The sequence below is a fragment of the Pseudomonas corni genome (assembly GCF_057128765.1).
The window spans coordinates 193,419-206,845 of the sequence record NZ_JBSKHW010000001.1 but is presented as its reverse complement, the minus strand read 5'-3'; the positions used below and the strand labels follow the sequence as shown (position 1 = coordinate 206,845).

Genomic DNA, 13,427 nt, shown 5'->3' with positions numbered 1-13,427 from the left:
AAGGCCGGACTGGTAAGCTTGCTCGCCCTGATTTCCGGCCCTTGCAGGATGTGTATGACCACGCGGTTTCATCTGACGCTTCTCCTGCTGATGGCCGCAGCCATTAGCGGGTGCGATGACGCCCCGCGTTTCACCGCAGCTGAGCCGGGCGAGCATCGCTCGGCAGGTGACACTACGGTAACCAAGTCTGATCGCAACGCCTTCTCCCTGCCGTCGGCCAACCTGTCGCCATCACGACGCCTGGATTTCAGTGTCGGCAATAGCTTCTTCCGCAGCCCATGGGTCATTGCCCCCTCCACCACCACCGCCCGCGATGGGCTCGGCCCGTTGTTTAACACCAACGCCTGTCAAAACTGCCACATCAAAGACGGTCGCGGTCACCCTCCCAAGGCGGGCGACAGTAACGCGGTTTCGATGCTGGTCCGGCTGTCCATTCCCGACGCTGCGCAATATGCCGAACACATCTCAAAACTTGGGCTAGAGCCCGAACCTGTTTACGGCACCCAACTTCAAGACATGGCGGTCCCAGGCGTTGCACCCGAAGGCAAGGTACGGGTCGAGTACGACGCCATGACAGTACACTTTCGAGATGGCACGCCAATCCAGCTGCGCCGCCCTACCCTTCGGATTACCCAGTTGGGATACGGCCCGATGCATCCGCAAACCCGTACCTCGGCACGTATCGCACCGCCCATGATCGGGCTTGGTTTGCTGGAGGCGATTCCCGTGTCAGCGATTCTGGCCAACGCCGATCCTGAGGACAAAAAAGGCACCGGTATCTCAGGCCGGGCCAATTGGGTGTGGGACGACGCACAACAGAAAACCGTACTCGGGCGCTTCGGCTGGAAAGCGGCGCAACCGAGCATCAATCAGCAAAACGCACATGCACTGTCCGGCGACATGGGCCTGACGTCCAGCCTGAAAAAAAACGATGACTGCACGCCTGCGCAAACCGACTGCCTCAATGCCCCCAATGGCGAAGGGCCGGAGGGTGAGCCGGAAGTCAGTGACAATATCCTGCGCCTGATCACCTTCTACACACGCAATCTCGGAGTTCCGGCGCGACGTGACGCGGGCGATGCGCAAGTTTTGCAGGGCAAAAATCTGTTCTTCAAGGCCGGTTGCCAGCAATGTCACACGCCACAGTTCACCACCGGGCCGGATGCCAGTGAGCCGGAGCTGGCCAATCAAGTGATCCGTCCCTATACCGATTTGCTGCTGCACGACATGGGCGAAGGCCTGGCGGACAACCTCAGTGAATTCCAGGCCAGCGGTCAGGAATGGCGCACCCCGCCGTTGTGGGGGATCGGGCTGACAAAAGTCGTCAGCGGCCACACTCAGTTTTTGCATGACGGCCGCGCCCGCAATCTGATGGAAGCGGTGCTGTGGCACGGCGGCGAGGCGCAGGCTGCGCAACGTCAAGTACTGGCGTTCGACGCAGAACAACGCGCAGCGCTGCTGGCGTTTCTGAATTCGCTGTAAGGGTTTCGCTGCAATCTTTTTTAACTGTTTTCTACAAAGGAGCCGGGCATGTTCCGTCCCAAGCTGTTACTCACCAGCCTCGCCGCACTCGCGTTGGGTGCATGCGCGCCTTCGGACCCGCAGGCTGTGACTTCCGCCGCCATCGCCAAGCAGGTGATCCTGCCGACTTACAGCCGCTGGGTCGACGCAGACCGGCAATTGGCCGTCAGTGCGTTGGCGTTCTGCCAGGGCAAGTCCGATCTTGAGACGGCCCGCGCTGATTTCCTCCAGGCGCAAAGAGCCTGGGCGCAATTGCAGCCTTTGCTGATTGGTCCGTTGGCCGAGGGCAATCGCTCGTGGCAAGTGCAGTTCTGGCCCGATAAGAAGAACCTGGTCGGGCGTCAGGTCGAGCAACTGATCACCGCCCAGCCGCAGATCAGCGCCGAGGCACTGACCAAATCCAGTGTCGTGGTACAGGGCTTGTCGGCTTACGAATACATCCTGTTCGACGCCGAGATCGACATGGCCAATGCCGAGCAGAAAGCCCGCTACTGTCCACTGTTGATGGCGATTGGCGAGCGGCAGAAAAATCTGGCCGAGGAAATCCTCAACGGCTGGAACACCGCCGACGGCATGCTCGCCCAACTGAGCAAGTTTCCTAACCCGCGCTACGCAGATTCCCACGAAGCCATCGCCGAGTTGCTGCGGGTGCAAGTCACCGCGCTAGACACGCTGAAGAAAAAGCTCGGCACCCCGCTAGGCCGCCAGAGCAAAGGCGTGCCGCAGCCATTCCAGGCAGAAGCATGGCGTAGCAAATCGTCACTGGGCAGCTTGCAGGCGAGCCTTGAAAGCGCCGAAACAGTCTGGACCGGGGTCGACAATCATGGCCTGCGCGGCCTATTGCCCGCCGAGCAGAAACCACTGGCCGACAAGATCGACGCGGCCTACGCTGCCAGTCGAAAACTCCTGGCTGGCCTGAAGCCGCCACTGGTGGATTTGCTCGCCAATGACGAAGGCCGTCAGCAGCTCAATGCGTTCTACGACAGCCTCAACGTGGTCCACCGCCTGCACGAAGGCGAGCTGGCAAAGGCGCTGGGCATTCAACTGGGCTTCAATGCCAACGACGGTGACTGATATGTTGCGACGCCAGGCACTGGCTCTTGGGAGCCTCGTACTCAGCGCGTGTACTTTGGGCGGCTGGACGCTGTTCAAGAAGAAAGATGAAAGCCCGCTGCTGCTTTCCGCCCGAGACGACGGTAACGGGCAGCACTATGCCGTGGGTTATCGAGTGGACGGTACGCAGGTGTTTGCAACGCAGGTCGCCCAGCGCTGCCACGACATCATCAATCATCCTCAGCTTGCCATTGCGCTGTTCGTCGCTCGCAGGCCGGGCACCGAGAGCTACCTGATCGATGTGCGCGATGGTCGCCTGCTGCAGACGATTACTTCTCCGACCAGTCGGCACTTCTACGGTCACGCGGTGATCCACCACAGCGGCGAATGGCTGTACACCACCGAGAACGACACCACCGATCCCGGTCGCGGATTGCTGGGGGTTTACCGGTTTGTCGATGACCGGCTAGAGCGCACGGGGGAGATCTCCACCCATGGCATCGGCCCGCATCAGGTGTCGTGGATGCCGGACGGCGAAACGCTGGTGGTCGCCAATGGCGGCATCCGCACCGAAGCCGAAAGCCGCGTGGAGATGAACCTCAACGCCATGGAGCCAAGCCTGGTCCTGATGCAACGCGATGGCTCACTGTTGAGCAAAGAGACGCTGCCTCAGCAGATGAACAGCGTGCGTCATCTGGCGATTGCCAGCGACGGTACGATTGTCTCGGGGCAGCAGTTCATGGGGGCCAGTCATGAGTCGTCCCAGTTGCTGGCAATCAAGCGTCCCGGCCAGCCGTTCATGGCATTTCCCATGGATGATGCGCAGCTGCAATCAATGGGGCATTACACCGCCAGCGTGGCGATCCACAGTGAACTACGATTGGTCGCGTTGACTGCCCCGCGAGGGAACCGGTTCTTCATCTGGGATCTGGACACTGGCACAGTGCGCGTGGATGCGCCGCTGCCCGATTGTGCAGGTGTCGGCGCTGCGGCAGACGGCTTTGTCGTGACCTCAGGCCAGGGCCGCTGCCGCTTTTACGACTGCCGTCAAACCGAGTTGGTCGCACAGCCGCTGGCATTACCGGCAGGGTTGTGGGACAACCATCTGCATTTAGTTTGAAAGCACACATCCCGCGCCCTTTTGTAGGAGCTGACGAGCAACGCGAGGCTGCGAATCGGTAGTGAGTCTGATGCGATTCTTTCGCCTGACATACTGCCATCGCAGCCTCGCGTTGCTCGTCAGCTCCTACACTTGATGCGAGTCGAACCGGACATCTGTTTTGCAAGGAAGTGAAATATGTTGCGTCGTCGCATGCTGATCATGCTGGGCGTTGTTCTGATCGTTGTCCTCGCCCTGGGCGGTTACAAAGCGTTTTCGGTGTACCAGCAAATCCAGCAATTCACCGCGCCTAAACCACCGATCAACGTCGCGGTGGCGGTTGTCGAAGATCGGCCATGGCAAGGTCGTTTGCCCGCCATCGGCAGCCTCAAGGCGCTGCAAGGCGTGGACCTGAGCCTGGAAATCGCCGGCACGGTCAAGGCACTGCAGTTCGAATCAGGGCAGAAGGTCAAAGTCGGCCAGCCGCTGCTGCAACTGGACAGTGATGTTGAAAAGGCCCTGCTCGGAACTGCCGAAGCCGACCTTGGCCTGGCGCAGGTCGAATACGGTCGCGGCAGCAAGCTGGTGGGCGATCAGGCCATCTCAAGGGGCGACTTCGACAAGCTGGCCGCCACCCAGAAAAAAGCCGCTGCCACCGTCGCGCAACTCAATGCATCGCTGGCGAAAAAACGCATCCTCGCGCCCTTCAGCGGGACCATCGGGATTCGTCAGGTCGACGTCGGCGACTACCTCGCCAGCGGCACCGTCATCGCTACATTGCAGGACCTGACCAGTCTGTATGCGGACTTCTATGTCCCCGAGCAGACCTTGCCTAAACTCGCCATAGGTCAAGCGGTGCAGGTCAGTGTGTCGGCGTATCCAGGCCAGGTGTTCGAAGCGAAAATCAGCGCGATCAACCCCAAGGTCGAGGACGCCACGCGCAACGTGTTGGTACGAGCGACGCTACCCAATCCGGACAGCAAATTACTGCCTGGCATGTTCACCAGCTTGCAGGTAGTACTGGGCGAAGACACTCGCCAACTGGTGCTGCCTGAAAGCGCCATCACCTACACGCTGTATGGCAATTCCGTCTACGTCGTAGTCCCGAAAAAGAACGCTGACGGCCAGCCCGAGAAGAACGACAAAGGCGAGCCGCAATTGGCCGTGGAGCGACGTTTCGTCGAGACCGGCGAGCGGCGAGGCGGTCAGGTGATCATCAACAAAGGACTCAAAGCCGGGGAGCAAGTGGTCAGCGGCGGTCAGCTCAAGCTGGACAACGGCGCCCATGTGATCGTCAGCACCGAGCCTGCGTTGCCTGGGCAAACCAGCCAGCCGCGCGTTGACTGATCAAGGAATCGACTATGGCCTTTACTGACCCTTTCATCCGTCGCCCGGTGCTGGCTTGCGTGATCAGCCTGCTGATCGTGCTTTTGGGTTTCCAGGCGTTCAACAAGCTGACCATCCGCCAATATCCGCAGATGGAAAACGCGCTGATCACCGTGACCACCGCCTACCCCGGTGCCAATGCCGAGACGATTCAGGGCTATATCACCCAGCCGTTGCAGCAAAGCCTGGCGAGCGCTGAGGGCATTGACTACATGACCTCGGTCAGCCGGCAAAACTTCTCGGTGATCTCCATCTACGCGCGCATCGGTTCGGACAGCGACCGGCTGTTCACCGAATTGCTGGCCAAAGCCAACGAGGTCAAAAACAAGCTGCCCCAAGACGCCGAAGACCCGGTGCTGAGCAAAGAAGCAGCCGATGCCTCGGCTCTGATGTACATCAGTTTCTACAGCTCGGAGTTAGGCAATCCGCAGATCACCGACTATCTGTCGCGAGTGATTCAGCCCAAGCTCGCCACCCTGCCCGGCATGGCCGAAGCTGAAATCCTTGGCAATCAGGTATTCGCGATGCGCCTGTGGCTGGACCCGGTCAAGCTCGCCGGTTTCGGCCTGACTGCCAGCGACGTCACCGATGCCGTGCGCAAGTACAACTTCCTGTCTGCCGCGGGCGAGGTGAAGGGCGAATACGTGGTGACCAGCGTCAACGCCACCACTGACTTGAAATCCCCGGAAACCTTCGCCGCCATCCCGCTGAAAACCGTGGGCGACAGCCGCGTGCTGCTAGGAGATGTCGCGCGGGTCGAGATGGGCGCCGAAAACTACGACACCGTCAGCTCGTTCGATGGCACGCCGTCGGTGTACATCGGCATCAAAGGCACGCCCAGTTCCAACCCGCTGGACGTGATCAAGGAAGTGCGCCGGATCATGCCGGAGCTGGAAAGCCAGTTACCGCCGAGCTTGAAAGTGTCCATCGCCTACGACGCTACCCTGTTCATCACCGCTTCCATCAACGAGGTGGTCAAGACGCTGATCGAGGCCGTGCTGATCGTCATTGTCGTAGTGTTCCTGTTCTTGGGTGCGCTGCGCTCGGTACTTATCCCGGTGATCACCATTCCGCTGTCGATGATCGGCGTGCTGTTCTTTATGCAGCTCATGGGTTATTCGATCAACCTGCTGACGCTGCTGGCCATGGTCCTGGCCATCGGTTTGGTGGTCGATGATGCGATCGTGGTGGTGGAGAACATCCATCGGCATATCGAGGAAGGCAAGACGCCGCTCAATGCTGCGCTGGAAGGCGCGCGGGAGATCGCCATGCCGGTGGTGTCGATGACGATCACCTTGGCGGCAGTGTATGCGCCCATCGGCTTTCTCGAAGGGCTGACCGGTGCGCTGTTCAAGGAGTTCGCGCTGACCCTGGCGGGGGCGGTGATCATTTCCGGCATTGTCGCGCTGACGTTATCGCCGATGATGTGCGCTCTGCTGCTGCGTCGCGACCCGAACCCCACGGGCCTGGCGCATAAGCTCGATTCGGTATTCGAAAGCCTTAAGGTGCGTTATCAGCGCGTGTTGCACGGCACGCTGAACACGCGGCCGGTGGTGATTGTGTTCGCGCTGATCGTGCTGTGCCTGATCCCGGTGTTTCTCAAATTCACCCAATCGCAACTGGCACCGGATGAGGACCAGGGCATTATTTTCATGATGTCCACCGGGCCACAGCCGACCAACCTCGATTACATGAACGCCTACACCGATCAGTTCATCGAGATCTTCAAAGCGTTCCCCGAGTACTACTCCTCGTTCCAGATCAACGGTTTCAACGGCGTGCAGACAGGCGTCGGCGGCTTCCTGCTTAAGCCGTGGGACGAACGCAGTCGCACGCAAATGGCGATTCTGCCCGAGGTCCAGGCCAAGCTTGCAAACATCACCGGACTGCAGATTTTCGGGTTCAACCTGCCGTCGCTACCGGGTACGGGCGAAGGGCTGCCGTTTCAGTTTGTGCTCAATACGCCCAACGATTACGCCGCGCTACTGGAGGTTGCCGACCGGATCAAGAAGCGCGCTCAGGAGTCGGGCAAATTCGCCTTTCTCGATATTGATCTGGCGTTCGACAAGCCGGAAGTGGTGGTAGATATCGACCGCGCCAAGGCGGCGCAGATGGGTGTTTCGATGCAGGACCTGGGCGGCACGCTGGCCACACTACTGGGTGAATCGGAGATCAACCGTTTCACGATCGAGGGCCGCAGCTACAAGGTCATCGCGCAGGTCGAGCGACCGTTTCGCGACAACCCTGACTGGCTCAACAACTACTACGTGAAGAACGACAAGGAGCAGATGCTGCCGCTGTCGACGCTGATCACAGTCAGTGATCGGGCGCGGCCGCGCCAGTTGAATCAGTTCCAGCAGCTCAACTCGGCGATCATCTCCGGATTCCCGCTGGTGAGCCAGGGCGAGGCTATTGAACTCGTCAGACAAATCGCCAGCGAAGAGGCGCCCGCGGGCTTTGCTTACGACTACGCAGGCGCGTCGCGCCAATACGTGCAGGAAGGCAGCGCGCTGTGGGTCACCTTCGGGTTGGCCCTGGCGATTATTTTTTTGGTGCTGGCGGCGCAGTTCGAGAGCTTCCGCGATCCCCTGGTGATTCTGGTGACGGTGCCGCTGTCGATTTGCGGGGCGCTCATTCCGCTGTTCCTTGGGCTCTCGACGCTGAATATCTACACGCAGGTGGGGCTGGTGACGTTGATCGGGCTGATCAGTAAGCACGGGATTCTGATCGTGGAGTTCGCCAACCAGCTACGACGGGACAAGGGCTTTACAGCGCGCGAGGCGGTTGAGCAAGCGGCGGCGATTCGCCTGCGCCCGGTATTGATGACCACGGCGGCAATGGTGTTTGGCATGGTGCCGTTGATTCTTGCGACCGGCGCGGGGGCTGTGAGTCGGTTCGATATCGGGATGGTGATTGCGACCGGCATGTCGGTGGGGACGTTGTTTACCCTGTTCGTGCTGCCGTGCGTTTATACGTTGTTGGCGGCGAAGGATAAGCAACCGCAGACCGAGTCCCAAATCGCTGGCGCCTGACAGATGCTTCGCGGGCAAGCGCGCTCCTACAAGATCACACATCGCGATTGCCAAAATCGCGCGCTGTCGGAGCGCGCTTGCCCGCGAAAGCTTTTTCAGCCAAACGAAAAAGACCCCGATCAACGGGGCCTTTTGGTCAGGATGGGTTCAGTTTTGTCGCCCGGACCCTTGGGCCAGACCGTACATCAACAACAGCAAATCATGATCGGGCCGCGCAGCGACGTCCGCTTTGAGGGTGCGTGGCAGATAGCAAACGCCTTCACCGTGTTCCGCACCCAGAATCTTCGCCTGAGGCTGCTCCCACGCGGCAAGCGCGACAGAGGCAATCCCCAACGCTCCTACCAGAAACAAACCTCGAGCCAGTTCTAACTTCATCGCTCTAAACCTTTGATAGGGCTGCCAAACGCCGTCTCGTAAAAGTAGACCAGCTTGCTCCAGTCTGCAGACTTGAACGACGAGTGGCGACGCAACTGCTTCATATCGTGTTGCGCAGCGCCGTACGCGGTCAGACGGCGGCGGCATTTTTCCAGATCGAGCAGCGCGACCTCAGGTTTGGCATTGGCGCCCTCCCCTGTGACCCGCACAAAAACGTGCTTGATATAGATGCAACTGTGCTGCCAACGGCCCTTGTGCATGCGCGCCAGATTTTCCGCCAGCTCCTTAAGCATCCGGTCATGGACTTCTTCACCAAACCGTTCGCGGCCACCAGCGGCGTACCAGTTTTCGATTTCATCGAAGCCATCCAGCGAGGCAGTTACCAGCAACGCACGCCATTCGTTGTTTTCGTCACGCTCGGCACCGCAGAACACCATTTTCGGTACATTCACGTTCAGTTGGCGCAAACCTTCGAGGGCATCACGCTCGCGCAATACCGTCGGGCGACCGAAGGGGTGGAGCCAGCTGCGATAGATATGTCCGGTTTGCCGTTTCACGTACAGCAGCCGACCGTTTTCCGACACGACGCGTTGCACGCCACTCTCTCCGCCGCGACGCCGATTGGGTTCTTCAACCCACTCCCCGCGCGTATTCCAGAAATAGGCGAAGCGGTCCTTGGCCGGTACTGCCAGGTCTGCAACGAAATCAACGGCCATCCTGTTACCTCTTGCGTAATAGATATACACGCCACATGGCGTACAACGGCAGGAAATCCAATCGCTCCTGGATGCGGAATCCTGCCTGCGTAAATTCTGCTTCTACTGTGTCCACCGGTAACACGAAACGGTTCTGGTAACCCTCTTGCTGGCGCTTGCGCTCTGCACGCTTGCGTTTCCAGGCCTTGAAGTTGCCATCCACCCACAGCGAGATAATCACGCTGTCACGCGTAACCCGGTGAAACTCCTTCAATAAAGTTGCCCGATGCTGCGGTTCACCAACGTGGTGGAGTAACCGCATGCAGAAAATACTGTCCACAGCATTGTCGGGCATATCGATAGCAAAGGCGGAGGTCTGCAAGGGCCGTACCCTTTTCACCACTTCCGGCGATTGCGATTTGCAGGCCATGGCCACCATGTCGGCCGAATTGTCGGCGCCGATGATCACCCGGTTGGTTTTCTCGGCCAGCAGCGGCCAGAAACGTCCGGCACCGCAAGGCAGGTCCATCACTAACCCAGGCTCACCTGCCAGCGCCAATGCACGCCTGGCCAGTTGCTCATCGCGACGATGAGACAGCGTCCTGGCCAATCCGTCCTTATGCTTGTGCAAATATTTTTGCGCGTGGTCTCGGTCATATTTGCGCGAAAAATCCAGCTCTATTCGCTTGCTCATGATGTTGCTCCTGAAAATATCTGCGCCCAAGTTAGGCAGCGCGGCGTCATCTTCAGGTCATGCTTACGTGAAAAAAATGTCACGTTGGTCAGGCAAATGTTACGAGGTTTTACCGTCCGTTGTAGGAAGGCGGAGTTCAGTTCGTCAGAAACCGGGCATATTTATCCGCGATTTGCCCTTTAAGCGGCATTTCTAGTCGGTGGCGATCTTCAGTTCCACGCTGAAACGGCAGCCGTTGGGTTCCATGGTTTCCAGACTGACGGTCCAGCCCTGGTTTTCACAAATGCGCTGCACCAGTGATAGCCCCAGGCCCAAACCTTCACCGCGCTGTTCACTCCCCCGAACGAACGGCTTGAACATGGCCTCGCGTTTCTCTTCTGGAATGCCCACGCCACTGTCCTCGACGATGAACCCTTCGCTGTGCAAGGTCAGGCGAATGAATCCGCTGTCGGTGTAATGCAGGGCATTGCGCAACAGGTTACCCATGACCGCGTATAGGAACGTCGCGTTGTAGGAACTGCCGGACGCCTCGCTCGGCGCGTAGATCAGCTTCAGGCCTTTGGATTCAATCGGCTCACGCCACAACGCAATCAACTGCTCGGCGGCAGCTTGCAGCGTCAGTTGCGGGGTCATTCCAGCATCGTCGCGCTGGGTGCGCGCCAGCATGAGGAAGGTCTGCACCAGATCGCGCATCTCCTCGCACGCCCGCGCAACGCGCTCAACCTGCGCCCTGGCGCGCTGATCAAGGGCGGGATTTTCCAGCAGCAATTCACAGGAGCTAGCCAGCACCATCAACGGCGTGCGCAGTTCATGGCTGACGTCACTGGTGAACATGCGCTCGCGGGTCAGGGCATCACGCAGCCGACCCAAAGTGGCATCGAACGCCACGGCCAGCTCGCCTACCTCATCCGCTGCGTAATCGGGTGCCAATGGCGGCGCCAGCCCGAGCAGTTGATCGCGATGGCGAACCTGCCGTGCAAGCCGCACCACCGGCGCCATGACGCGACGGGCGAGAATCCAGCCGAGAAAAACCGCCAGTGCCAACGCCAGTACGAAACCGACCAGCACCACGGCAAACAGCACCCGTTCGCGCTCTTCGAAGTCGCTCTGGTCCTGCAGCAGGGCGTAACGACGGCCGTCTACCACCTCAATCATCGCGTGATAAGACAAGGGGCCACGGAAGACTTCGTGAAAGCCGGGCTCCAGATGGCGCAAATCCTTGGGCAGATCGAAGTCACCTGGGCCGCCGCTGAAATAAAACAGCTGGTCAGGCTCAGGACGGTGGCTCCAGTCGCTGACGTTGTCCATCAACAGCAGCCGCGTCAGGTCGCCCCCCAGGCCTGCTGATATCAGCTTCTCTTCCACCAAATGCACAGTTGCGACGATGCCCATTGCAAAAGATCCCGCCACCAACGCGCTCATTAAGGCGAAGGCAATGATGATCCGCTGGGCAAGGCTTTGCTTAAACTCCATCTCGGCCCTCGGCCAGGCGATAGCCCACACCATGGACCGTCTGCAGCAGCGGCTTGGCGAATGGCTTGTCGATCACCTGACGCAATTGGTGAACGTGGCTGCGCAGGCTGTCACTGTCCGGGCAGTCATCGCCCCACAGCGCTTCCTCAAGAATCTCGCGACGCAACACGTGGGGGCTTTTCTGCATCAGCACTGCCAGCAGCTTCAGGCCGACAGGGTTGAGTTTGAGCAAACGCCCTTCGCGGGTGACTTCGAGGGTGTCCAGGTCGTAGATCAAATCAGCGACCTGCAAGGTACGCTTGCCGCCGCCTTGAGCGCGACGCAGCACCGCTTCGATACGCGCGGCCAGTTCGGACAAGGCAAAGGGCTTGAGCAGGTAGTCGTCGGCGCCGGAGCGGAAACCCTGAAGACGGTCGTCCAGTTGGTCGCGCGCAGTGAGCATGATCACAGGCGTGTCACGACGCGCGTCTTCACGCAGGCGCTTGCAGAGGGTGTAGCCATCGATACCCGGCAGCATGATGTCGAGCACGATCAGGTCGTAATGCTCCGTCGCCGCCAGATGCAGTCCGGACAGCCCATCCTGCGCGCAGTCGACGGTGTAGCCTTTCATCCCCAGGTAATCGGCCAGATTGGCCAGGATGTCGCGGTTGTCTTCAACCAGCAGAATTCGCATGGGCGCACGTTCTCCATATGCAGGGTACGGCCTGAGCCTTTGTGCCACGCAGGGAGGTAACTGCAAGCGCGGGCGACGGTTCAGAGTTGGCGGCAGCTTAAGGCGAAGTGGGCCGTAGGGAAAGCGCCGCATCGCATAACGTTTTTTTCACTCCTGATTCACAGCTTGGTGACAGCGATCCGCCCATTCTGCCGCCTTCCCTCGGTTCGCATCCGAGCACTTACCGACATTGTCTCTGGATTACACATGCCAACAGCCCTCCAACGGCCTGAATCACGCCCGCTCAATCTGTGGGTGTGCCTGGGAATCCCGGCCGTGACCGCTATCGTTCTAATGTTGCTCGAACTGACGTCGCTGGACATGGACATTGCGAAACTGGCCTATGACCCGCTGGCGGGCGACTTCATTGGCCGTCACAGCTACTTTCTGGAAAACGTACTGCACGACCGCGCCAAGCAGGTGGTGATTGCAATGGCGGTGTTGTCGCTGCTGGGTTTTGTCGGCGCTTTCTTCCTCGAACGGCTTAAGCCATGGCGCCGTGAGTTGGGGTGTCTGGTGTTATCGATGGCGCTGTCGACCAGCTTTGTGACGCCGGTCAAGGTGGTGACTTCGGTGCAGTGCCCGTGGAGCCTGACTGAGTTCGGCGGCAAGGAAACCTACAGCGAACTGCTCAGCCCGCGCCCTGCGACTGACAAACCCGGACGCTGCTGGCCCGGAGGACATGCGGCGACGGGCTTTACGTTGTTTGCGCTGTTTTTTGTTTTCCGGGATCGCAAGCCGAAGCTGGCCAAGGCTGGGTTGGTGCTCGCCTTCGGATTGGGGACTGTTTTTTCTGTTGGTCGGATGCTGCAAGGGGCGCACTTTTTCTCCCACAACATCTGGACGGCGGTGTTTTGCTGGTTGATTTGTCTGGGGGCTTATTACGCAGTGCTTTATCGACCGGCGCTCAGGAAATCTGCAGTGCTGGACGCTGAGCCCCTATCTACCTGAGCCCGCAATTCCATGGTGCTGCTGATATCGGTTCCAGTGTGCGGGTGACGCGGTCCCCTGTAGGGGCATTCGGAGGTTACGACGGTCGCGATGCGGTGTGTCGGGTGTACCTCGATTAGGTGTATATCCGTTGTTTATGGTGTGGCTGATATCGGTTCCGCCCTTACGGCGTGTCACTTTGTCTTGGCAAAGTAACCAAACCGTTTCGCTCCCGTGTCCGGCCCTCCTTCGTCGGGTTCCCTCGCTCCGGCATTGCTCCGCCGGGACGCGCCGAACGGGCATCCATGCCCTAGCGGCGCTCGCACGACATCCATGTCGTGCGCCCGGCTACGCAACGCCTGCGCTCGGCCTTCCAAAGTCGCACTTTGTGGCGCTCACAAAATCTCGGCACGACACAGAACCTGTAGGAGCGAATTCATTCGCGAGAGGCCTGCGG

At 59.5% G+C, this 13,427-nt stretch carries 11 protein-coding genes; 6 read left to right on the top strand and 5 right to left on the bottom strand.

From position 1 onward, the window contains the following. Positions 1-54: 54 nt before the first annotated feature. The 5 genes from ACWKV9_RS00880 (at position 55) to ACWKV9_RS00860 (ending at position 8,091) form a co-directional block, all read left to right on the top strand. Complete coding sequence (locus ACWKV9_RS00880; protein WP_483834204.1) at positions 55-1,482, top strand: di-heme oxidoreductase family protein; 1,428 nt, start codon at positions 55-57, stop codon at positions 1,480-1,482. 48 nt (positions 1,483-1,530) lie between these two features. Then, positions 1,531-2,595, top strand: a complete 1,065-nt coding sequence (locus ACWKV9_RS00875; protein ID WP_483834203.1) for an imelysin family protein — start codon at positions 1,531-1,533, stop codon at positions 2,593-2,595. Position 2,596: 1 nt separating this feature from the next. Beyond that, positions 2,597-3,694: a DUF1513 domain-containing protein gene (locus ACWKV9_RS00870; RefSeq protein ID WP_483834202.1), complete on the top strand. Its 1,098-nt coding sequence runs from the start codon at positions 2,597-2,599 to the stop codon at positions 3,692-3,694. Positions 3,695-3,871: 177 nt separating this feature from the next. After that, positions 3,872-5,020 carry an efflux RND transporter periplasmic adaptor subunit gene (locus tag ACWKV9_RS00865; protein ID WP_483834201.1) on the top strand — a complete coding sequence of 383 codons (1,149 nt, stop codon included), beginning with the start codon at positions 3,872-3,874 and terminating at the stop codon, positions 5,018-5,020. Between the two features lie 14 nt (positions 5,021-5,034). Then, positions 5,035-8,091 (top strand): multidrug efflux RND transporter permease subunit, encoded by a 3,057-nt coding sequence (locus ACWKV9_RS00860; RefSeq protein WP_483834200.1) that lies wholly within the window; start codon positions 5,035-5,037, stop codon positions 8,089-8,091. A 147-nt stretch (positions 8,092-8,238) separates the two neighbouring features. Here the strand turns inward: ACWKV9_RS00860 and ACWKV9_RS00855 are convergent, their stop codons facing one another. The 5 genes from ACWKV9_RS00855 to colR all read right to left on the bottom strand — a co-directional run bounded on the left by ACWKV9_RS00855 (position 8,239) and on the right by colR (position 12,001). After that, positions 8,239-8,466, bottom strand: coding sequence for a hypothetical protein (locus ACWKV9_RS00855; protein ID WP_483834199.1), 228 nt, complete (start codon positions 8,464-8,466; stop codon positions 8,239-8,241). Further along, positions 8,463-9,182 (bottom strand): lipopolysaccharide kinase InaA family protein, encoded by a 720-nt coding sequence (locus ACWKV9_RS00850; protein WP_483834198.1) that lies wholly within the window; start codon positions 9,180-9,182, stop codon positions 8,463-8,465. The genes ACWKV9_RS00855 and ACWKV9_RS00850 overlap by 4 nt, the downstream gene beginning before the upstream one ends. Before the next feature lie 4 nt (positions 9,183-9,186). Beyond that, entirely contained in the window at positions 9,187-9,855 is a 669-nt protein-coding gene (locus tag ACWKV9_RS00845; RefSeq protein ID WP_483834197.1) for a class I SAM-dependent methyltransferase, read from the bottom strand. Between the two features lie 192 nt (positions 9,856-10,047). Next, positions 10,048-11,328, bottom strand: a complete 1,281-nt coding sequence (locus ACWKV9_RS00840; protein ID WP_483834196.1) for a sensor histidine kinase — start codon at positions 11,326-11,328, stop codon at positions 10,048-10,050. Further along, on the bottom strand, positions 11,318-12,001 hold the full coding sequence (gene colR / locus ACWKV9_RS00835) for a two-component system response regulator ColR (protein WP_483834195.1): 684 nt from the start codon (positions 11,999-12,001) through the stop codon (positions 11,318-11,320). The genes ACWKV9_RS00840 and colR overlap by 11 nt, the downstream gene beginning before the upstream one ends. A 246-nt stretch (positions 12,002-12,247) precedes the next feature. On the opposite strand from colR, the gene ACWKV9_RS00830 reads away from it, so the two are divergent. Further along, complete coding sequence (locus ACWKV9_RS00830; RefSeq protein WP_483834194.1) at positions 12,248-12,991, top strand: phosphatase PAP2 family protein; 744 nt, start codon at positions 12,248-12,250, stop codon at positions 12,989-12,991. Positions 12,992-13,427 lie beyond the last annotated feature (436 nt).

Coding starts and splice junctions, on each gene's coding strand:
- ACWKV9_RS00845 (WP_483834197.1), bottom strand. CDS start 9,855: ATGAGCAAGCGAATAGAGCTGGATTTTTCGCGCAAATATGACCGAGAC.
- ACWKV9_RS00865 (WP_483834201.1), top strand. CDS start 3,872: ATGTTGCGTCGTCGCATGCTGATCATGCTGGGCGTTGTTCTGATCGTT.
- ACWKV9_RS00840 (WP_483834196.1), bottom strand. CDS start 11,328: ATGGAGTTTAAGCAAAGCCTTGCCCAGCGGATCATCATTGCCTTCGCC.
- ACWKV9_RS00875 (WP_483834203.1), top strand. CDS start 1,531: ATGTTCCGTCCCAAGCTGTTACTCACCAGCCTCGCCGCACTCGCGTTG.
- ACWKV9_RS00855 (WP_483834199.1), bottom strand. CDS start 8,466: ATGAAGTTAGAACTGGCTCGAGGTTTGTTTCTGGTAGGAGCGTTGGGG.
- ACWKV9_RS00850 (WP_483834198.1), bottom strand. CDS start 9,182: ATGGCCGTTGATTTCGTTGCAGACCTGGCAGTACCGGCCAAGGACCGC.
- ACWKV9_RS00860 (WP_483834200.1), top strand. CDS start 5,035: ATGGCCTTTACTGACCCTTTCATCCGTCGCCCGGTGCTGGCTTGCGTG.
- colR (WP_483834195.1), bottom strand. CDS start 12,001: ATGCGAATTCTGCTGGTTGAAGACAACCGCGACATCCTGGCCAATCTG.
- ACWKV9_RS00830 (WP_483834194.1), top strand. CDS start 12,248: ATGCCAACAGCCCTCCAACGGCCTGAATCACGCCCGCTCAATCTGTGG.
- ACWKV9_RS00870 (WP_483834202.1), top strand. CDS start 2,597: ATGTTGCGACGCCAGGCACTGGCTCTTGGGAGCCTCGTACTCAGCGCG.
- ACWKV9_RS00880 (WP_483834204.1), top strand. CDS start 55: ATGACCACGCGGTTTCATCTGACGCTTCTCCTGCTGATGGCCGCAGCC.